This is a genomic window from Candidatus Sphingomonas phytovorans (assembly GCA_029202385.1).
GTDB classification, from domain to species: Bacteria; Pseudomonadota; Alphaproteobacteria; order Sphingomonadales; family Sphingomonadaceae; genus Sphingomonas; species Sphingomonas phytovorans.
This window is the reverse complement of record CP119314.1, coordinates 1,876,488-1,894,040: the sequence shown is the minus strand read 5'-3', so window position 1 is coordinate 1,894,040 and position 17,553 is coordinate 1,876,488. Positions and strand designations below refer to the sequence as shown.

Below are 17,553 nucleotides of genomic sequence, written 5' to 3'. Positions count from 1 at the left end.
TCAGATTACCCAGTTTCCTGCCGACGGGTCGGCGGGCTTCAATGTCAGGTCGAGCCGCACCGTGGGGCCGAGGGCGCGGACGCGGTCCTTGATATGGGCGGGGCGAGGGCCCTCAGGTGTTGCGGTCGCGTCGATCACATAGGCGGCGTTGGTGTGGCGCAGGCCTTCCTCGGCCCGGGCAATTGCCTCACCCTGGTCGCCGACATCCACCGCATCCTCGACATGGCGCGACCAGCCTTCACCGGTCCACCAGATTACATCGCCGGTCGGCAGGTCGTTCCCCGTCAGCAATTTCACGCAACACTCTCCGATATCCTGGCCCAGCGGCCCAGCTTGTCCTCTGCATCCGACAGATCGACCACCTCGCCGACGACGATGATCGCCGGGCTCGCCACCTTCTCGCGATCGACCATCGATCCCAGATCGGCGAGCAACGTCCTGATCGCGCGGCTGCCGGAGAGCGTGCCGCGTTCGAGGACTGCAACCGGCATCTCCGGCGCGACGCCATCGCGCATCAGCTTGTCGGCGATGTCGCTCGCGGTCGCGACGCCCATATAGATCACCAGCGTGCGGCCCTTGCCGGCGAGACCCGACCAGTCCTGATCGGTCAGTCCCTTGCACTGGCCAGCGACGAAGCTGACCGCGCTCGAGTGATCGCGGTGGGTGAGCGGCAGCATCGCCTCGGCCGCGCAGCCAAGCGCCGCCGACACGCCGGGAATTACCTCGACCGGCAGCCCCGCCGCGCGCACCGCCTCGACCTCTTCGCCGCCGCGGCCGAAGATGAACGGGTCACCGCCCTTCAGCCGCACCACGATCGCGCCGGTCTTTACATGGGCGACGATCAGCGCGTTGATCGCGTCCTGCGGCAGGGTATGCCGGGCACGCTGCTTCGCGACCGAGATACGCTGCGCCGACGCAGGCGCGATATCGAGCACGCGGCGGTCGATGAGCCCATCATGGACGACGATGTCGGCGGATTTCAGCGCCTCGACAGCACGCACGGTCAGCAGCCCGGGATCGCCCGGGCCGGCGCCGACAAGGATCACGCGCCCGCGCGCGGAAGGATCGAGAAGACTTGCCATGAGGTGTGCAGATGGTCCCCGGCCCGGAAAGCCGCAACGGATGCTTGCTTGGGGCCCCCTTAGCGAATCTATGCCGCCAGCCCTTCGGCTGGCGCGCTCAGCGCACTTTCTGGAAGTCCGAGTAGCTGACGTTCGTCCGTATCTGCTCGGTTTTGCCCATCATCGAACCGGCGAAATCGCTGACGGAATCGCCGGGCACCGCATGGCCATCGGCCAGTTGCTGGTAGCGCCCATTGACCGCCATGCTTTTTATCGAGGCGACCATCATCATCCTGAAGCCCTTGGTCAAATTCAGCCGGACCCGCTCGACGAACGGCACCTTGCCCCTGGTATTCACCAGCGCTTCGGCCTGCGTATCGGGGGAGGCGTCGTGCGACCCGATTTTGAACGAGCCCTTGGGAAGGCCGGCAAATCTGAAAAGGACATAGCCGGCCGGCGCGTTGCCCCGGGTCGCGGGAGCGCCGATCCAGTCAGCCAGTTCGCCATAGGACGGGACCGGGCCCCGTTTTGTCTTGCGCGACTGGTCGGTTTCCTTGGCCGTCGGCGTGCGCCCGTCGACGCTGATCAGCGACCATCTGTCGGCTTCGGCCCGACGGGGATCGAATTGCTCGACATAGACCTTCCGTGGCGTACCGGCCCGCTCGACCACCAGGGTCCGGCGGAAGCTATAGGCGTCGGAGCGTGTCGCCTTTGCCGACGCGAGAACCTGATTCTGCAGATCGTCGGCATGTGCCGGGCTGCCGGCAAGGCATGAGGCGGCTGCGCCCATGGCGAGTAGGTGGCGTACGAGCAAAATCCCATGCCTTTCCGATGAGTGTCCAAAACCGCAATTCGGCGCGAATATTCTAGCCTTCGCGCAACCCCACGCCGATCGAGGCACGCGCCTGGTCGGCCTCGCTCGATACGACCGGATAGGCTGCATAGTCCGCCGCATAGAAGGCGGTGGGGCGGTGATTGCCCGACAGGCCGATCCCGCCGAACGGAGCCCTTGAGGAGGCGCCGTTGGTCGGCTTGTTCCAGTTGACGATGCCCGCGCGGGCATTGGCCCAGAACTGGTCGTACAGCGCCGGGTCCTGGCTCAGCAGCGACGCTGACAGACCGTAGCGGGTGTTGTTCGCCTCGGCGAGCGCATCCCCGAAGGTCTTGGCGCGGATCACCTGCAGGATCGGCCCGAACAGCTCGATATCGGGCCGGTCGCGCATCTCCGTCGTGTCGATCAGCGCGGGGATCAGGAAGGGGCGTCCCTCGACCACGCGCTCCAGATGCCGGATCGGGCGGCCGCCGCGCATCATCAGTTCCAGGAAGCTTTCGGTCAGCAGGTCGGCGGCTTCATTGTCGATCACCGGGCCCATGAAGGGCGCTGGCGTCGCATGCGGCTCGCCGACGATCAGCCGGCCGACCAGCTTGTTCACCGCCTCGATCAGCGGATCGTAGAGTTTCTCGTCGACGATGAGCCGGCGCGCGGCGGTGCAGCGCTGGCCGGCAGTGGTGAAGGCGGATTGCACGATGACCACCGCCGCGCTGTGCAGGTCGGGCGTGTCCCAGGCGATGATCGGGTTGTTGCCGCCCATCTCCAGCGCCAGGATCTTGTCGGGCCGGTTGGCGAAGGCGCGGTTGAGGGCGACGCCCGTATGCGCCGATCCGGTGAAGAGCAGGCCGTCGATACCGTCATGCGCGGCCAGCGCCTTGCCCTCGGCCGGACCGCCGATCAGCACGCGGAGACACCCTTCGGGCACGCCGCCCGCATGGAAACATTCGACCAGGAACACGCCGGCCGCGGGGGTCTTTTCCGATGGCTTGAACACCACCGCATTGCCCGCGAGCAGGGCCGGAATGATATGCCCGTTGGGCAGGTGCGCCGGGAAATTATAGGGGCCGAGAACCGCCAGCACGCCGTGCGGCTTGTGGCGCAGCGCCATGCGCGATCCCATCGGCGCGTCGATCCGGCGCTGCGAGGAACGCTCGGCATAGGCGCTGACCGAGATGTCGACCTTGGCGATCACCGACTCGACCTCGGTACGGGCCTCCCACAGGGGCTTGCCGGTCTCGCGCGCGATGAGGTCGGCAAAAGCGTCGGAGCGGGCGCGAACCACATTGGCGAAACGCCGCAGCGTCTCGATTCGATAGGCCAGCGGCCGCGCGGCCCATTCGGCCCAGCTTGCCCGGGCCATCGCCACCTCGGCATCGACATCGCCGATCTCGCGCCGCCAGAGGATCGCGCCGGTCGCGGGTTCTGTCGAAACGATCTCGGATGCCATCTTGTCCCGGTCTTGCCCTAGTTCATCAGCGAATTCCACTGGTCCGGCTCAATCGGTCGATAGCGCCGCACCCATTTGGCGTATCGCGGCGATCTTGGCGTGGAAAGCCGACCAGTCGTCGTGCCGGTCGATTGTCGACCAGATCGCCTCAACCTCGTCGATCAGCATCGAGCAAGGCGAGCCGGCCTGCCAATAAGCGTGGCTGCGCTCGCTGCGGGGCTCATATCCGGCCAGGACCGCGCGCACCTCGTCGAACGCGGGGCCATAGGTATCGGGCAAGGCCCCGCCGAAGGCGTCGAAGAAGAACCGGTCGATCGAGGCATCGTCGCCGCGGAGCGCCCGTTCCACCGCCTGCACAAGCCCGCGATCGCTTTCCGCGTCGCGCGGGCGCAGCCCAAGCCGCCAGAGAATCGCATTCGCCACCGCCGGCTGATAATGCTCGCCGAACCGCTCGATCACGGCGATCAGCGGCTCCGCTTCGCTGACCAGGCGGAGCGACACGGCAAGCTGCATCACGTCCCAATGGATCGCCTCGGGCTGTCGACCGAAGGCATAGAGCCCGGCATGGTCGAAATAGGCGGCGGTGAAGGCGGGGTCCCACGTCGGGGCGAAGCGCCAGGGGCCATAGTCGAAGCTCTCGCCCGTAACGTTAATATTATCGCTATTGAGCACGCCGTGGACGAAGCCGGCGGCCATATAGCTCGCCGCCAGCCGCGCGCCACGCCGGACGACATGGTCGAGCAGCCGCACGGCTGCATCGTCTCCCGCTTCCTCGCCATAATAATGGCGCAGCACATAGGCGACGAGCGCGCGGATGCCGCCCTCGTCACGGCTATAGGCTAGCCGCTGGAAGGTGCCGATGCGGATATGTCCGTGGCTCAGCCGAACCAGAACCGCTGAGCGGGTGGGGGAGGGCTCGTCGCCGCGCTCGAGCGCCTCGCCGGTCTCGATGAGCGAGAAGCTGCGCGATGTCTCGACGCCCAGCGCCTCGAGCATCTCGGTCGCCAGCACTTCGCGCACGCCACCCTTCAGGGTCAGGCGCCCATCGCCGAACCGGCTCCATGGGGTTTGCCCGGAGCCCTTGGTGCCCAGGTCCACGAGACGTCCACGATCGTCGCGAAGCTGCGCGAACAGAAAGCCGCGACCGTCGCCGATATCGGGATTGTACACGCGGAACTGGTGCCCGTGGTAGCGGAGCGCCAGCGGCTGGGCCAGGCTACCCACAAGCGGCTTGAACCGGCCGAAATGCCCGACCCATTCGGCGTCGCTCAACGCCATCAATCCGATGCCGGCGGCGGCGCGGTCGTTGCGGAAGCGCAGCTTCGTTTCCGGAAAATCGGCTGCTTCGACCGGATCGTAGAAACCGCTCCCCAACTCCAGAATCGCGGTTTCGGGCCGATACGCTTGCGGGGGCAGGGTCATCCGGTGATATGGGAGGTGCAAACCGCAGGATGCAACCATGTCCGCCCCAGAAAATCGTCATTGGGAAAATCGTTACTGGTGGTCGAACGACGGACTGCGCCTTCACTATCGCGACTATCCGGGACGGGAGGATCGGCCGCCGATCGTCTGCCTGCCGGGCCTGACGCGCAACGCGCGTGATTTCGAGGATCTGGCGGCGCGGCTTTCCCCGGAATGGCGAGTCATCGCGGTCGATCTGCGCGGGCGTGGCGAAAGCGCTTATGCCAAGGATCCGATGACCTACGTCCCGCTCACCTATGTGCAGGATGTCGAGGCGTTGCTCGGCGAACTGGCGGTGCCTTCCTTTATCGCGTTCGGGACCTCGCTCGGCGGGATCGTTACCATGCTGCTCGCCGGCACCGCGCGGGAGAAGATCGCGGGCGCCCTGCTCAACGACGTGGGACCGGAGATCGAGACGGCGGGCCTGTCACGTATCCGCACCTATGTCGGCAAGTCGAACACCTGGCCGACCTGGATGCACGCCGCGCGCGCCGTCGCCGAGGCCAATGGCGATGTCTATCCGCACTATGAGATCGAGGACTGGCTGGCGATGGCCAAGCGGCTCTACCGGCTGAACAGCGCGGGTCGCATCGTGCTCGACTATGACATGAAGATCGCCGAACCGTTCCGTGTCCCCGGCAACGAGGCCGGGCCGGATATGTGGCGTGCGCTGGAGCAGTTGAAGGAGGTGCCGGTGCTGATCCTGCGCGGCGGCCGTTCGGACGTGCTCGGAGCAAGGACGGCTGAACGCATGGCTGCGGCGCTTGAGGATGCGGAACTGGTGACGGTGACTGGCGTCGGCCATACGCCTGCGCTCGACGAACCCGAGGCGGTCGCGGCGATCGACCGCCTGCTCGGTCGCATCCCGAGGGAACCCGTCACCGCCTGAGCGCGTCTTCCTCCCACACGCTCGGAGGCACGCATGCTCGATCTGTCGGATGCCCATACCGAGGTGGTCGGCCTTGCCGGCAAGCGGGCCATCATCACCGGCGGCACCACCGGTATCGGTCGCGCCATCGCAGTGCTGCTCGCTTCCGAAGGGGTAAGGGTCTTCATCTGCGGCCGCGATCCGACGCATCTGAAGAACGCGCTGGACCGTATCAGGCAGGTCGGCGAGGGGAACGGCATCGCCATCGACCTGGCCGACACCGACAATGTGGCCGCCCTCGTGGAAAAGGGTGTGGCGTGGCTGGGTGGTCTCGACATCGCCGTAATCGATGCCGCCATCCCGGCTGACGGGCTGAGCGAAATGTCGGAGTCCGACCTGCGCTACGCCATCGCGACTGATTTCACCGCCTATCTGCTGACCGCGCATGCGGCGGTGGAGAAGCTCGACGGGCAGGGCGATATCGTCCTGATCGGCTCGATGAGCGCGCACGTGCTCGGCGCTCACTCGACCGTCTATGCCGGGATCAAATACGGCATCCAGGGCTTTGCCGAAGCCTTTCGCCGTGAGATGGGGCCAAAGGGCGTGAAGGTGTCGCTCGTCGAGCCGGGCAAGACGGGTTCGGACATGCAATTGCCCGATATTCCACCAGACAAGCAGCGCGAGATGATCCGCGCGGAAGAATCGCTCCGGGCGGAGGACATCGCCGTCGGCGTCCACTACATCCTCACTCAACCCAACCGCGCCGTCGTCCAGCAATTGACGATCGCCCCTCGTGCACAGGCCAGCGAATGAGCTTCACCGTCGATCGTCTCGTTTTCGGCCCGCGCGACGTGGATCTGTCGCGCTCGCCGCTCGCCGGCAAGCTCGGTGCCGAAACCTATGTGCTCGGCGCGTTCAATCCGGGCATGACCCGCCTGCCCAACGGCAATTTGCTGCTCATGGTGCGCGTGGCCGAGGCATTGCGCACGCCGATCGCCGATGGTCACATCCATGCGATCCGCAGCGATGGCGACGGCTATGTGCTCGACGCCTGGCCGCTCGATTTCGTCGACACCTCCGACCCGCGGAAATTCATGATGCGCGGCGGTGGCTGGAAGGTGATGGCATTGACCTCGCTGTCCTGGCTGCTCCCCGTTGAACTGTCCGCTGACAGCTGCGGGGTGGTTGCGGTGCATTACGACCGGGCGGTCACGCCGCGCGCGCCCTATCAATGCTACGGCGTCGAGGATGCACGGATCAGCAGGGTCGGTGGCCGCTATCTGATGACGACCTGTTCCGTCAGCCCCGAACGCCATTCCACGACGCTCTACAGTTCCGAGGACGCGATGGACTGGACGCTGGAGGGAATCGTTCTCGATCACCAGAACAAGGATATGCTGATCTTCGAGGGACTGATCGGCGGCAAACACTGGGCGCAGACCCGGCCGCTCGGCGATCTTTATTTCGCCTATCCGCCGGGCAGCGAATGGCGCGCCGGGCCGTCGATCAACCTGGCCAGCTCGCCCGACGCGCTTCACTGGAAGCCATTCGACAAGCCCGGCATCCGCCCGCATTCGGCGACCATGGCGACGGCGCGCATGGGCGGCGGTGCGCCTCCCGTCCTGACCGACGATGGCTGGCTCAGCCTGTGGCACGGCGTGGAACCGCTCGGCGTGATCGGCATCTATCGCACCTATTGGTCGCTGCTCGATCGCGACGATCCGTCACAGGTGGTCCGCAGCAGCCACGGACCGCTCATCGAACCGGCTCCGGCACTGACCGAGCCGCTGAAGAATTTGATGTATATCGACAATGTCGTCTTCACGACGGGGATCGCCGACGCGGGCGACCATTACATCGTCGCAAGTGGCGAGGCGGATCTGGCCTGCCGGATCACTCACGTGCCGAAGACGATGTTCGCCTGATCCCATCCCGCCTTCGGGAAGCGGGCAGGATGGCACTCAGTAATGACGCACCAATCTTTTCCCGCTAACGCACCCTCCCGATGCCGCAGCCCGTCAACATCCTGCACCTCCATTCGACCTTCAGCCTGGGCGGCAAGGAGGCGCGGGCGGTTCGCCTGATGAATGCGTTCGGCGAACGCGCGCGGCACACTATCGTCTCCGGCATGCCCGACCAGCTTGGTGCGCGCGACGCGATCGCCGCGGGAATCAGATACGAGATCGCGCAGAATCCGCCGCCGTTGACCGGCAAGCCTTCGGTCTCGCGCTACGAGGCGCTGGCGAAGTTCATGCGGCGTTTCGACCTGGTGCTGACCTATAATTGGGGCGCGGTGGACGGTGTGATGGCGCGACGTGTCTTTTCGAAGGGCATGCCGCCGCTGGTCCATCACGAGGACGGTTTCAACGCCGACGAGGCCAGCGGGCTGAAGATCGAGCGCAACATGTATCGGCGTCTCGCGCTGCCGGCTATGTACGCGCTGGTCGTGCCGTCGCAGACGCTGGAGAAGATCGCCCTGCGCAGCTGGAAGCAGCCGCCGGAGCGTATCCACCGCATCCCCAATGGCATCGATACGGCCCTCTATGCGGGGAAGCCGGATCCAAAGGCGATTCCCGGCTTCCGTCGCAAGCCTGGCGAGGTCGTGATCGGCACGCTTGCCGGCCTGCGCGAGGTGAAGGACCTTCCTGCCCTGGTCCGCGCGGTCGGCGGCGTATCGTCGCGCGTGCGGCTGGTGATTGTCGGAGAGGGGCCCGAGCGAGAGCGGATCATGGATACGGCGGAGGCGATGGGCATGGAGGACCGGCTCCATCTGCCCGGCTTCCTGCCGGAGCCGCATCGCTATATCGGCCTGTTCGACATCCTCGCGCTCTCGTCGAAAAGCGAACAGTTCCCGATCGCCGTCATCGAGGGGATGGCGGCGGGGCTGCCGATCGCGGCGCCGAAGGTGGGGGATATCCCGCACATGGTAGCGCCCGAGAACGACGCTTATATCGTCGATCGGACCGAAGTCCGGCTGCGGGATTCGCTTCAGGCGCTTGCCGGATGTCCGCCGGCCGCCCGTGCCTTTGTCGGGTCCCGAAACAGGGCAAAGGCAGTGGTGGACTATGATGAGGGCGTGATGATCGCCCGCTATGCTGCACTCTACGAAGAGGCGATGGGCAGGCCGGGGACCCTGGCCTGAGTCGCAATTTTCTCGCTAAGCGCAACCCAAACGCTATATCGAACGTAAGTCAAAGTCGGAGGTCGTGTGTTCAAAGGTCTTAAGCCCATCATCTATAACGGCCAGGAAGTCTGGCCGCTGGTGGAGGGCGGAAAAGGCGTCGCCGCGACCAACCACGCGTCAGCCGGCGCCTGGGCGGCGGCCGGTGGTATCGGTACCGTGTCCGCCGTCAACGCCGACAGCTACGATCCCGACGGCAAGATCATTCCGCAGATCTATCGGGCGCTCAACCGCCGCGAGCGGCACGAGGAACTGATCGAATATGCGATCGAGGGCGCCGTGCAGCAGGTCAGGCGCGCATTCGACATCGCGGGTGGCAAGGGCGCGATCAACATCAACGTGCTGTGGGAAATGGGCGGTGCCCAGCGCATCCTGCACGGCGTGCTGGAGCGGACGCGCGGCATGGTCGCGGGCGTCACCTGCGGCGCCGGCATGCCGTACAAGCTGTCGGAGATCGCGGCGTCCTATAACGTCAACTATCTGCCTATCATCAGCTCCGGCCGCGCCTTCCGCGCGCTGTGGAAGCGGGCCTATTCCAAGGCCGCGGACTGGCTCGCTGCGGTGGTCTATGAGGACCCCTGGCTCGCCGGGGGGCATAACGGCCTGTCCAATGCCGAGGACCCGCTGAAGCCCGAGGATCCCTATCCCCGGGTGAAGGCGTTGCGCGAGACGATGCGCGAAGGTGGCATATCCGATGACGTGCCGATCATCATGGCCGGCGGCGTCTGGTATCTGCGCGACTGGAACAACTGGATCGACAATCCCGAACTCGGCAGCATTGCCTTCCAGTTCGGCACGCGCCCGCTACTGACTCAGGAAAGTCCGATTCCCGAAGGCTGGAAGGCCAAGCTCACCAATATCGAGGAAGGCGAGGTCCTGCTTCACCGCTTCTCGCCCACCGGTTTCTATTCAAGCGCGGTCCGCAATCCCTTCCTGCGCTCGCTCGAGGCGCGGTCAGAACGCCAGATCGCCTTTTCCACCCAGGAGGCTGGCGATCACGTCTTCCAACTCGACGTGGGCGTGAAGGGCAAGAATTTCTGGGTGACGCGCAACGACCTGCTCCGCGCCCGTCAATGGTTCGGCGACGGTTTCACCGACGCGCTGAAGACTCCCGACAACACGCTCGTCTTCGTCACGCCCGAGGAGAAGAGCGTGATCCGCAAGGACCAGGCGGATTGCATGGGCTGTCTCAGCCAGTGCGCCTTCTCGTCCTGGGCTGACAGCGAAACCAATTCGACCGGCCGCCTCGCCGATCCGCGCAGCTTCTGCATCCAGAAGACGCTTCAGGACATTGCCCATGGCGGGCCGATCGACCAGAATCTGATGTTCGCCGGGCACGGCGCGTATAATTTCAAGAGTGATCCGTTCTATTCGAACGGGTTCGTGCCCACGGTGAAGCAGCTCGTGGACCGCATCCTGACCGGCGATTGATGGTGTCGGGCGCAGTTTCGACGTGCCCGGACCTTCATATTGACGCGGGGGGCCGCTGCCTCGTAAACACCCGCTCCGGGCGGCCCGGCTGGGCCGCCCTTTTCTGTTGAGGAGACCTGCGGTGCCCATCACCCCACTCATGCCCGTCTATCCCCGCTGCGGGGTGCGGCCGGTTCGAGGCGAGGGCTGCTACCTGATCGGGGAGCAGGGCGAACGCTATCTCGATTTCGCCAGCGGCATCGCGGTCAATGCACTTGGCCATGGTCACCCCAGGCTGGTGAAGGCGATCGCCGATCAGGCCGTGACGCTGATGCATGTGTCGAACCTGTACGGCAGCCCGCAGGGCGAGCATTTCGCGCAGCGGCTGATCGACGCGAGCTTCGCCGATACGGTGTTCTTCACCAATTCGGGCGCCGAGGCGGTCGAATGCGCGATCAAGACCGCGCGGCGGTATCACCATGCCAACGGCAATCCGCAGCGGCACACGCTGATCACCTTCGACACTGCGTTTCACGGCCGCACGCTCGGCACGATCAGCGCGACGAACCAGCCGAAGATGCGCGACGGTTTCGAGCCGCTGCTGCCGGGCTTCGCCTACGCGACGTTCAACGATCTCGCCGGTGCGCTGGCGCTGATCGACGACAATACCGCCGGTTTCCTGGTCGAGCCGATCCAGGGCGAGGGCGGCATTCGTCCGGCAAGCGAGGAATTCCTCCAGGGCCTGCGCAAGGCGTGCGACGAGCATGGCCTGCTGCTGGTGCTCGATGAAGTCCAGGCGGGCTATGGCCGCACGGGCAAGTTGTTCGCGCACGAACTCTATGGCGTCACGCCTGACATCATCGCGGTCGCCAAGGGCATTGGTGGCGGCTTCCCGCTTGGCGCCTGCCTGGCAACCGAAGAAGCGGCCAAGGGCATGGTGATCGGTACGCACGGCTCGACCTATGGCGGCAACCCGCTCGCCATGGCGGCGGGCGAGGCAGTGCTCGACGTGATCCTGGAGCCGGGCTTCCTTGAGCATGTGACTGCGATGGGCGACCGGCTGCGCGCCGGCCTTGAGCAGATGATCCCCAATCACGATCATCTGTTCGACAGCGTGCGCGGCAAGGGGCTGATGCTCGGCATCAAGCTCAAGTCCGACAGCCGGCGCTTCGTTGCGCATTGCCGCGACAATCACGGCCTGCTGACCGTCGCTGCCGGCGAGAATGTCGTGCGGATCCTGCCGCCATTGGTGATCGACGAGAGTCATATCGCCGAGTGCATCGAGAAGCTGTCCGAGGCGGCGCGGGTCTATGTACCCGCCAGCGACGACTAGAGTGGCCGTGCGCCATTTCGTCGACCTGTCCGACGCAGGTGCGGACGGCATCGCCGCGATCCTCGCTGACGCGCTTGATCGCAAGGCGGCTCGCGCCGGCTGGCCGAAAGGCAGGGCGGACGCTGACGCGCCGCTCGCCGGTCATGCGCTGGCAATGGTGTTCGAGAAGAACTCGACCCGAACCCGCGTGTCTTTCGACATGGCGATTCGCCAGTTGGGCGGCAGTTCAGTCGTCATGGACGCCGGCACGACGCAGCTTGGCCGCGGCGAGACGGTTGCCGACACCGCGCGCGTCCTGTCCGGCTATTGCGACGCGATCATGATCCGCACCGACGATCATGCGAAGGTAGAGGAAATGGCGGCGCACGCCAGCGTGCCCGTCATCAACGGGCTGACCGATGCATCGCATCCCTGCCAGATCGTCGCCGATCTGCTGACGATCATCGAAAGCGGCAAGTCGCTCCCCAGGCTCAAGGTCGCCTGGCTGGGCGATGGCAACAATGTCCTCACCTCGTTCGTCGAGGCAGCGTCGCTGCTGCATTTCGACGTCGTGGCCGCCTGTCCGCAAGGGTTCCAGCCCGATGAGGATATGATCGCCCGCGCCAACGGTCGTGCCCGGGTCGTCGCCGATCCGCGCGAGGCGGTCGAGGGCGCCGACATCGTCGTGACCGACACCTGGATTTCCATGGGCCAGCTTCATGCCGAGACCAAGCTTGCGGCAATGATGCCCTATCAGGTCACCGAGGCGCTGATGGAGATGGCTAGGCCCGAGGCGAAGTTTCTCCATTGCCTGCCGGCCCACCGCGAGGAAGAAGTCGTCTCCGCGGTGATCGACGGCCCGCAATCGCTGATCTGGGAAGAGGCGGAGAATCGTCTCCACGCCCAGAAATCGATCCTGCGCTGGTGCTTCGGCCAGATCGGCTGAGTTGTACGGGCCATTTCGCGCCCTATCTTTTGGCTGATAAGGAAACCCGTTCGCCCTGAGCTTGTCGAAGGGCTGTTCTTCCCGTCGACGGAAGGACAGGGCTTCGACAGGCTCACCGAACGGATTTGCTCGATGGAAACACCCAATGCCGATCTCGACCGCGCGCTCGGCTTCACCATTCCGGCGCGTCATGCGCGCGGCCGGATCGTGCGACTTGGCCCGGTGCTCGACGAGATCCTCACGGCGCACGCCTATCCGCCGGCGATCGAGGCTTTGCTCGCCGAGGCGTTGACGCTCGCCGCGCTGATCGGGTCCACGCTGAAGGATGCGGGCGGCCAGCTCACTCTCCAGGCCCAGACCGACGGCGGCGTCGTGAAGCTGCTGGTCTGCGACTATCGCGGCGGCGAACTGCGCGGCTATGTCCAGTTCGACGAGGAGCGGCTCGCTGAAGGGCCTCAGGATCCAACCCTGTTCGCGCTGTTCGGCCAGGGCTATCTCGCGATCACCTTCGACCAGGCGGCTACCAAGGAGCGTTATCAGGGTATCGTGCCGCTCGATGGCGCGACCCTCGCCGAGGCGGCGCAGAATTATTTTATCCAGTCGGAGCAGATCCCGACCCTGGTCCGCGTTGGCATTGCGCGCGGGGCCGACGGCCGTCATGTCGCGGGTGGACTGTTCCTCCAGCATCTGCCCGAGGGCGAGGATGGCCGCGAACGCCTGCATACCCGGCTCGATCACCCGGAATGGGAGCATGTCGCGGTGCTCGGCCAGACCATGGGGGCCGACGAGTTGGCCGATTCGACCATTCCGCTCGATGCGCTGGTGTGGCGGCTGTTCAACGAGGAGGATGAGGTGCGGCTGCTGCCAACCGCGCCGCTCCTGCGCGGCTGCCGCTGCTCGCCCGACTACATCGCCTCGGTCCTGTCGAAATTTCCCGCGGAGGAGCAGCGCTCCATGGCGGACGAGAACGGCATGATCGTGGTCGATTGCGCTTTTTGCGCACGCAAATTTCCCGTGCCCGTGGCCGATCATTACGCTGCCTGAACATTGTTGAATCTCGTTCGCAACTGCGGCAGACATGATGCGGGTCGCTGGCTTGATGCCCTGAGGGGGCACCTGTGGCGAGCGAGGTTCTAGATGTTCGATGTTCAGCGTATCGCCCGGCGCATGGTGGCCGGACTGCTCCTTGCGGCGGCCCTCGGTACGGCCGCACCCGCGCGTGCGCCGCAGCTTGCGGTGCTGGCGCACATCGAGACGGGGCAATGGCAGCTCAGGGAAGCGGGTTCTACTGCCCCGGCGCGATCGCTGTGCGTGTCGGACCCGGCGGTGCTGTTGCAGGTCGGCCATGTCGGCGTGCAATGCTCGCGCTTCGTGATTGACGACACGCCGGAGAGCGCCACGGTCCATTATACCTGCCCGGGTTCGGGCCATGGCCGAACCACCCTCTCGCTCGAGACTCCGCGCCTGCTGCACCTGCAGACTCAGGGCATTGCGGGCGGCGCCCCCTTCGACCTCGATTACGAAGCGCGCCGGACGGGTGCGTGCACGCCGCGGGGGCCCGGGCATTAACGCGTTGGTTACCGCGTCGCGCTACGAGAAGGTCCGTGTCATTCGTGGGCACGGTTTTCTCCCTAGTCGCTCCGAGGAGCATCCCTGGGTCGCTCAAGGGCGGCCCGTTTTTTGTTCGGGGCATAGCGGGATTGCGGATCGGCGCCTCAAGGCCTAACTCTCGCCCCATCATGAGAAATTCAACGACCCTGGCGGTCGCCCTGGTGTCGGGCGGCCTGGATTCAATGGTGGCGGCGGCGCGTGCCCGCGAGGATGGCCACCGCCTGCTCGCCCTTTCGGTGGACTATAATCAACGCCACCGGCTCGAGCTTGCAGCTGCGCGGCGTATCGCCAAGCTCCTCGATGCGGAGCGCCACATCGTCCTGCCGCTGGATCTCTCGGCATTCGGTGGTTCAGCGCTCACCTCGGACATCGCGGTGCCCAAGACCGGCGTTGAGGAAGGCATTCCCGTCACCTATGTCCCGGCGCGCAACACGATCTTCCTCAGCCTGGCGCTGGGCTGGGCCGAGGCGACCGGTGCGCGCGACCTCTATATCGGCGTCAATGCGCTCGACTATTCGGGCTATCCCGACTGCCGTCCCGAATTCATCGCCGAATTCGAAAGACTGGCCGAGGTCGCGACCAAGGCAGGGGTGGAGGGCCATCCTTTCCGCATCCATGCCCCACTCCAGCACATGACCAAGGCCGATATCGTACGCGAGGCGGCACGTCTCGGGCTCGATGCGGGGATCAGCTGGTCCTGTTATGATCCGGCGCCGGGCGGCGTGCATTGCGGGCTGTGCGACAGCTGCCGCCTGCGCGCCAAGGGCTTCGAGGAAGCGGGTATTCCCGATCCGACACGCTACGCCGAACTGCTCTGAGATTCCGGCGATGAGCTATGCGGTCAAGGAGATGTTCCTCACCCTGCAGGGGGAGGGCGTGAATGCCGGCCGGCGCGCGGTGTTCGTGCGTTTTGCCGGCTGCAACCTCTGGTCGGGACGGGAGCAGGATCGCGATGCCGCGATCTGCCGCTTCTGCGATACCGATTTTGTCGGCACCGATGGCGCCGGCGGGGGCAAGTTCGCCGATGCCGCGGCGCTGGCGGCGGCGGTGTCGAGTCATTGGGGCGAGGGCAGGGCCGAGCGTTTTGTCGTGCTGACTGGCGGCGAGCCAATGCTCCAGGTAGATGATGGGCTGGTCGAGGCGCTCCATGCCGCGGGCTTCGTCATTGCCATCGAGAGCAACGGCACGATCGCCGCGCATCCCGGCATCGACTGGGTCTGCGTCAGCCCCAAGGCAGGCAGTGTGGTCGTGCAGCAATCAGGCGACGAGCTCAAGCTGGTCTGGCCGCAGGCCGGTACTGATGTCGCGGTGATCGAAGGCTGGGATTTCCGCCATTTCCTCGTCCAGCCGATGGATGACGCCCGGCAGGTGGAAAATCAGGCGGCCGCGATCGATTTTGTCCTCGCGCGTCCCCATTGGCGCCTGACGTTGCAGGCGCACAAGGCCTTGGGGTTGCGGTAGGGCGCTCGGACTAGCGTCCGGGTCCTAATTGATGGAGCTGAGCTGGAAGGCGCCGCATTTCTTCGCGACCCAATTGCCCTTCTTGTCCCAGCACAGATCGTCGAACCGGGGCAGGGTGCCGGCCTGGCGCGCATATAGCATGCCACGCGGATAGCGCTGCTCGCCGCTTGGGATCAGGCTCTTGCGCAATTCGCGCGTGCGGTTCTCGGCGATCTGGTAGAAGGAGCCGCGCGGCAGGAAGATCGCTTCCCGTGCGATCGACGCTGCCGTCTGGCAAAAGCCATACTGGGCGGCGACGGTGGTGAAGCCAGAATAGGTCCGCGTACCGAATTGGTCGAGCGCCAGCTGGCCCGCCTTGGGCGTCTTGGCCGTACGCACGAAATATTTGGTCAGCGTATCGTAGGACCTTTTGAGCTCGTCATCATGATTGAGCAGGATCACATTGTAATTGGCCTGCGTCAGGAGGCTCGGTTCGAACTGGCATTGCAGCGCCGCGACGTTGAGCGCCGCACGCATGTTCCATACCAGCGCCGCGCGCTGTTCCGCCTCGGTCGCGCCCGGCAGTGCCTGACCCAGGCCGGTTTCGTGGCCGCGCACTGCCTCTGCCTTCATGTCCGGCTCGGCCAGGAAGAACTGGGCCGAAGCGGGGACGGCGGAGAAAGCGCCCATCGCGACGGCGGACGCACAAAGAATACGCAACAGCTTCATGATCGCCTCTTCATCCTCTCGAAGACCTGTCGGGTGTGGTTAAGGCTTTTCGATTCCTAACCCAAGCCCTTTCCTGCACATCGATTTTCGGGTCCCGGCATCGCGCCGGCCTCAGAATCGAAAGGGGCCGCCCGGCGTACCGGACGGCCCCCAACCAATCAAACCCTGGCGGGCGATCAGTGCGAGTTGGTGGTCGTCGTGGTCGAGGTCTCGTTGGTGACGACTGCGGTGTCGTTCGCCATCATGTTGCCGTCCATCGAGGTGCTGTCGACGGTGGTCATGTTGTCGGAGATCGTGGCGTCGTTGCCCATCTCGGTGATGGCGGTGTCGTTGGTCGTCGTCGTCTCGGTCTTCGGGCCGCAAGCCGAAACCATCAGCGCCGCGCCGGCGATCATCGAACCGGTAACGACCTTGGAAATGAATGCACGCATTGGAAAGCTCCCTAGATAGTGGATCTGGATGGTCTCGAGACCTTTAATACCCAAACCGTGGTGGACATTAGTCTGATATCGAGCGCCCCTCAAGCCTCGTTTTATCGGGCAGAAGAAAGAGTTTCGAGAAAGGCGGGAAGGGCAAACGCCAGCGCGGCGTCAAAGGTTGCAAGACCTGCAGGCTTTCCAAGCGCGGTGGCGCTGGTGACCGGGTAGTCGGGCAGGCCGCAGGGGACGATTCCGGCGAAGTGCGAAAGATCGGGCGACAGGTTCACCGAGAAGCCGTGCAGCGTGACCCAGCGTCGTACGCGAACCCCGATCGCCCCGATCTTGGCTTCGGCGATGCCGCCAGAGGAAGCGGGCACGTTCGTCCAGATTCCAACGCGGCCTGGCGCGCGAAACGCCTCGATGCCGATTTCCGCCAGCGCGGCGATCAGCCAGCCCTCCAGGCTGTGCACGAAATGCCGCACGTCGCGCCCGCGCTTGTTGAGATCGAGGACGAGATAGCCGATCCGCTGGCCGGGGCCGTGATAGGTATAGCGCCCGCCGCGCCCCGTCTGGACGACGGGAAAGCGCGGATCCAGGAGTTCGGCCGGGTCGGCGCTGGTGCCGCCGGTATAGACGGGCGGGTGTTCAAGCAGCCAGATCAGCTCATTGGCTTCCCCTGCGCCTACCGCCGACGCACGCGCCTCCATGATGGCGATCGCTTCGTCATAGGGCATTGGCGCAGGCTCGACGCGCCATTCGATGTCGTCGGGAAGAGCAGTCACGCCGGATCGATGCGCTAGTCCGGCCCCATGCGCAAGCATGGCGTGACGTAGGAA

19 protein-coding genes are annotated in these 17,553 nt (G+C 65.2%); 11 read left to right on the top strand and 8 right to left on the bottom strand.

What is annotated here, in order from left to right; translation table 11 throughout:
- The 5 genes from P0Y59_08725 to P0Y59_08705 all read right to left on the bottom strand — a co-directional run bounded on the left by P0Y59_08725 (position 1) and on the right by P0Y59_08705 (position 4,762).
- Positions 1–297 carry a DUF2849 domain-containing protein gene (locus P0Y59_08725; protein ID WEK01741.1) on the bottom strand — a complete coding sequence of 99 codons (297 nt, stop codon included), beginning with the start codon at positions 295–297 and terminating at the stop codon, positions 1–3.
- Entirely contained in the window at positions 294–1,082 is a 789-nt protein-coding gene (gene cobA, locus P0Y59_08720) for a uroporphyrinogen-III C-methyltransferase (protein WEK01740.1), read from the bottom strand. Before cobA ends, P0Y59_08725 begins: the two co-directional genes overlap by 4 nt.
- Before the next feature lie 97 nt (positions 1,083–1,179).
- Positions 1,180–1,851, bottom strand: a complete 672-nt coding sequence (locus tag P0Y59_08715; GenBank protein WEK01739.1) for a hypothetical protein — start codon at positions 1,849–1,851, stop codon at positions 1,180–1,182.
- 76 nt (positions 1,852–1,927) lie between these two features.
- On the bottom strand, positions 1,928–3,340 hold the full coding sequence (gene astD / locus P0Y59_08710; protein WEK01738.1) for a succinylglutamate-semialdehyde dehydrogenase: 1,413 nt from the start codon (positions 3,338–3,340) through the stop codon (positions 1,928–1,930).
- Between the two features lie 48 nt (positions 3,341–3,388).
- Positions 3,389–4,762, bottom strand: coding sequence for a YdiU family protein (locus tag P0Y59_08705; protein WEK01737.1), 1,374 nt, complete (start codon positions 4,760–4,762; stop codon positions 3,389–3,391).
- 37 nt (positions 4,763–4,799) lie between these two features.
- Between P0Y59_08705 and P0Y59_08700 the strand changes: the two genes are divergently transcribed.
- The 11 genes from P0Y59_08700 to queE all read left to right on the top strand — a co-directional run bounded on the left by P0Y59_08700 (position 4,800) and on the right by queE (position 15,590).
- The gene (locus tag P0Y59_08700; GenBank protein ID WEK01736.1) at positions 4,800–5,690 is read left to right on the top strand and encodes an alpha/beta hydrolase; all 891 of its coding nucleotides are present in this window, start codon (positions 4,800–4,802) and stop codon (positions 5,688–5,690) included.
- A 33-nt stretch (positions 5,691–5,723) separates the two neighbouring features.
- On the top strand, positions 5,724–6,482 hold the full coding sequence (locus P0Y59_08695) for an SDR family NAD(P)-dependent oxidoreductase (GenBank protein ID WEK01735.1): 759 nt from the start codon (positions 5,724–5,726) through the stop codon (positions 6,480–6,482).
- Positions 6,479–7,594 carry a glycosidase gene (locus tag P0Y59_08690; protein WEK01734.1) on the top strand — a complete coding sequence of 372 codons (1,116 nt, stop codon included), beginning with the start codon at positions 6,479–6,481 and terminating at the stop codon, positions 7,592–7,594. The genes P0Y59_08695 and P0Y59_08690 overlap by 4 nt, the downstream gene beginning before the upstream one ends.
- A gap of 80 nt (positions 7,595–7,674) precedes the next feature.
- On the top strand, positions 7,675–8,811 hold the full coding sequence (locus tag P0Y59_08685) for a glycosyltransferase (GenBank protein ID WEK01733.1): 1,137 nt from the start codon (positions 7,675–7,677) through the stop codon (positions 8,809–8,811).
- Between the two features lie 66 nt (positions 8,812–8,877).
- Entirely contained in the window at positions 8,878–10,281 is a 1,404-nt protein-coding gene (locus P0Y59_08680; GenBank protein ID WEK01732.1) for a nitronate monooxygenase, read from the top strand.
- A 121-nt stretch (positions 10,282–10,402) separates the two neighbouring features.
- On the top strand, positions 10,403–11,593 hold the full coding sequence (locus P0Y59_08675) for an aspartate aminotransferase family protein (protein ID WEK01731.1): 1,191 nt from the start codon (positions 10,403–10,405) through the stop codon (positions 11,591–11,593).
- A gap of 7 nt (positions 11,594–11,600) precedes the next feature.
- Positions 11,601–12,518, top strand: a complete 918-nt coding sequence (argF, locus tag P0Y59_08670) for an ornithine carbamoyltransferase (protein WEK01730.1) — start codon at positions 11,601–11,603, stop codon at positions 12,516–12,518.
- A 132-nt stretch (positions 12,519–12,650) separates the two neighbouring features.
- Complete coding sequence (locus P0Y59_08665) at positions 12,651–13,562, top strand: Hsp33 family molecular chaperone HslO (protein WEK01729.1); 912 nt, start codon at positions 12,651–12,653, stop codon at positions 13,560–13,562.
- A gap of 93 nt (positions 13,563–13,655) precedes the next feature.
- A complete protein-coding gene (locus P0Y59_08660; GenBank protein ID WEK01728.1) occupies positions 13,656–14,087 on the top strand; it encodes a hypothetical protein in 432 nt (143 codons plus the stop codon).
- Between the two features lie 170 nt (positions 14,088–14,257).
- Positions 14,258–14,947 carry a 7-cyano-7-deazaguanine synthase QueC gene (gene queC / locus P0Y59_08655; protein ID WEK01727.1) on the top strand — a complete coding sequence of 230 codons (690 nt, stop codon included), beginning with the start codon at positions 14,258–14,260 and terminating at the stop codon, positions 14,945–14,947.
- Positions 14,948–14,957: 10 nt separating this feature from the next.
- Positions 14,958–15,590 carry a 7-carboxy-7-deazaguanine synthase gene (queE, locus tag P0Y59_08650; GenBank protein ID WEK01726.1) on the top strand — a complete coding sequence of 211 codons (633 nt, stop codon included), beginning with the start codon at positions 14,958–14,960 and terminating at the stop codon, positions 15,588–15,590.
- Positions 15,591–15,614: 24 nt separating this feature from the next.
- Here queE and P0Y59_08645 read toward each other — a convergent pair whose 3' ends face one another.
- From P0Y59_08645 to lipB, 3 genes are all read right to left on the bottom strand, one after another.
- A complete protein-coding gene (locus tag P0Y59_08645) occupies positions 15,615–16,298 on the bottom strand; it encodes a hypothetical protein (protein ID WEK01725.1) in 684 nt (227 codons plus the stop codon).
- Positions 16,299–16,474: 176 nt separating this feature from the next.
- Positions 16,475–16,729, bottom strand: a complete 255-nt coding sequence (locus P0Y59_08640; GenBank protein WEK01724.1) for a hypothetical protein — start codon at positions 16,727–16,729, stop codon at positions 16,475–16,477.
- 101 nt (positions 16,730–16,830) lie between these two features.
- Positions 16,831–17,538 (bottom strand): lipoyl(octanoyl) transferase LipB, encoded by a 708-nt coding sequence (lipB, locus tag P0Y59_08635; GenBank protein WEK01723.1) that lies wholly within the window; start codon positions 17,536–17,538, stop codon positions 16,831–16,833.
- Between the last annotated feature and the right edge of the window lie 15 nt (positions 17,539–17,553).

What these genes read in the sequence shown, in the direction of transcription:
- P0Y59_08695 (WEK01735.1), top strand. Translation starts at nt 5,724, where the DNA reads ATGCTCGATCTGTCGGATGCCCATACCGAGGTGGTCGGCCTTGCCGGC.
- lipB (WEK01723.1), bottom strand. Translation starts at nt 17,538, where the DNA reads ATGCTTGCGCATGGGGCCGGACTAGCGCATCGATCCGGCGTGACTGCT.
- P0Y59_08660 (WEK01728.1), top strand. Translation starts at nt 13,656, where the DNA reads ATGTTCGATGTTCAGCGTATCGCCCGGCGCATGGTGGCCGGACTGCTC.
- P0Y59_08645 (WEK01725.1), bottom strand. Translation starts at nt 16,298, where the DNA reads ATGAAGCTGTTGCGTATTCTTTGTGCGTCCGCCGTCGCGATGGGCGCT.
- queC (WEK01727.1), top strand. Translation starts at nt 14,258, where the DNA reads ATGAGAAATTCAACGACCCTGGCGGTCGCCCTGGTGTCGGGCGGCCTG.
- P0Y59_08685 (WEK01733.1), top strand. Translation starts at nt 7,675, where the DNA reads ATGCCGCAGCCCGTCAACATCCTGCACCTCCATTCGACCTTCAGCCTG.
- P0Y59_08705 (WEK01737.1), bottom strand. Translation starts at nt 4,762, where the DNA reads ATGACCCTGCCCCCGCAAGCGTATCGGCCCGAAACCGCGATTCTGGAG.
- P0Y59_08700 (WEK01736.1), top strand. Translation starts at nt 4,800, where the DNA reads ATGTCCGCCCCAGAAAATCGTCATTGGGAAAATCGTTACTGGTGGTCG.
- P0Y59_08690 (WEK01734.1), top strand. Translation starts at nt 6,479, where the DNA reads ATGAGCTTCACCGTCGATCGTCTCGTTTTCGGCCCGCGCGACGTGGAT.
- P0Y59_08715 (WEK01739.1), bottom strand. Translation starts at nt 1,851, where the DNA reads ATGGGCGCAGCCGCCTCATGCCTTGCCGGCAGCCCGGCACATGCCGAC.
- P0Y59_08640 (WEK01724.1), bottom strand. Translation starts at nt 16,729, where the DNA reads ATGCGTGCATTCATTTCCAAGGTCGTTACCGGTTCGATGATCGCCGGC.
- P0Y59_08665 (WEK01729.1), top strand. Translation starts at nt 12,651, where the DNA reads ATGGAAACACCCAATGCCGATCTCGACCGCGCGCTCGGCTTCACCATT.
- cobA (WEK01740.1), bottom strand. Translation starts at nt 1,082, where the DNA reads ATGGCAAGTCTTCTCGATCCTTCCGCGCGCGGGCGCGTGATCCTTGTC.
- queE (WEK01726.1), top strand. Translation starts at nt 14,958, where the DNA reads ATGAGCTATGCGGTCAAGGAGATGTTCCTCACCCTGCAGGGGGAGGGC.
- astD (WEK01738.1), bottom strand. Translation starts at nt 3,340, where the DNA reads ATGGCATCCGAGATCGTTTCGACAGAACCCGCGACCGGCGCGATCCTC.